Origin of the sequence: Sphingomonas sp. Ag1 (assembly GCF_000980895.1) — a bacterium.
GTDB classification, from domain to species: domain Bacteria; phylum Pseudomonadota; class Alphaproteobacteria; order Sphingomonadales; family Sphingomonadaceae; genus Sphingomonas; species Sphingomonas panaciterrae.
Genome location: NZ_LAZX01000016.1, coordinates 1 through 1496 on the forward strand (window position 1 = coordinate 1; position 1496 = coordinate 1496).

The 1496-nt window shown below is 66.1% G+C and carries 1 protein-coding gene and 1 pseudogene; one reads left to right on the forward strand and one right to left on the reverse strand.

Features of this window, described 5'->3' with window-relative positions; all coding sequences use genetic code 11:
* Nucleotides 1-1146, forward strand: a 1146-nt coding sequence (locus tag XM50_RS00130) for a flavin-containing monooxygenase (protein WP_046406308.1), incomplete at its 5' end; no start/stop codon positions are given.
* A gap of 34 nt (nucleotides 1147-1180) precedes the next feature.
* On the opposite strand, the pseudogene XM50_RS00135 reads toward XM50_RS00130, so the two are convergent.
* Nucleotides 1181-1496 (reverse strand): annotated as a pseudogene (locus XM50_RS00135) (serine hydrolase); the annotation flags it as partial.

The following is a 1496-nucleotide window of genomic DNA, read 5'->3' on the forward strand; positions in this document are numbered from 1 at the left end:
CAGAAGGACGGCACCCGCGTGACCTTCGTCGCCCGCTACCTCTACATGGGGTCGGGCTATTACGATTATAGCGAGGGTCATAATCCCGTGTTTGCTGGGCAGGAGGATTTCGCCGGTCAGGTGGTCCATCCGCAATTCTGGCCGGAAAACCTGGATTATGCCGGCAAGAAGGTGGTGGTGATCGGGTCGGGCGCGACCGCCGTCACGCTGATCCCGACGATGGCGCAGACCGCGGCGCATGTGACAATGGTCCAGCGGTCCCCCAGCTACATCGTCGCCCGCCCCGGCCGCGACAAGCAGGCCAACCGCCTGAAATCATGGCTGCCCGCCAACCTCGCCGGGGCGGCGGTGCGGTGGAAGAATGTCCTGACGTCGCGCAAGATGCGGCAGCGGATGATGAAGGACCCGGCGCAAGCGCGCCCGATGCTGATCGGCCTGGCCAAGGCGTCGCTGCCGCGCGGCTATGACATGACGCATTTCACGCCCCGGCATCAGCCGTGGGAGCAGCGCATCTGCCTGGCGCCCGACGGCGATTTCTACCGCGCGATCCACCGCGGCAAGGCATCGGTCGTCACCGACAGCGTCCAGCGCTTCGTCCCCGAGGGCGTGAAGCTTGCGTCCGGGCAAGTGATCGAGGCCGATATCATCGTCACCGCCACGGGGCTGAAGCTGCTGCGCGGTGGGGGCGTTCAATTGCGGGTCGATGGCCAGCCGACCAACCTGAAGGATACGGTGATCTACAAGGGGGCGATGTATTCCAACATCCCCAATTTCAGCCTGGTGTTCGGCTATACCGGATCGTCCTGGACGCTGAAGGCCGACCTTGCGGCGCGCTACATGGTGCGGGTGCTGAAGGAGCTGGATCGCCGCGGCGCCGACATTGCCGTGCCGGCGGCGGACGTCGCATCGATGAAGACGACGTGGATGCAGACGTTCACGTCAGGTTATGTCGTGCGGGCGCGCGAGGACATGCCGCGCCAGGGCGTCGAGCATCCGTGGCAGGTCCACCAGGATTATGTCACCGACCGGCGCATCATGCTGAAGGAACCGGTCGCCGACGGCGTCCTGCGGCTGGTGAAGGCCGGGGAGCCGTGGCAGGTCAGCAGCGGCACGAGCGCCGCGCCGCGGGTCGCGGCGGGCGGCTGAACCGATCAGCGGCCGTCGCAACCCGCGGCGGCCGTCACATCAATGCGGCATAGACCATGGTGCGGAAATCACGCCGTACCGGGATGGTCGGCACGGGCATCTGCTGCGTCATCAGGATGGCATGGACCCGCTCCACCGGATCGATGAAGAATTGCGTCGAATAGATCCCGCTCCAGAAATATTCCCCGGCGGATCCCGGCATCATGGTGCGCGCCGGATCGATCGTCACCGCGACGCCGAGGCCGAAGCCGGTGCCGCCCGACCCCGCATCTGCGATCGGTGCGCGGGCAAGCGCCGCGATATCGGCGCCGCCGGGCAAGTGATTGCGAGTCATCAGGTCGATCGTCTTG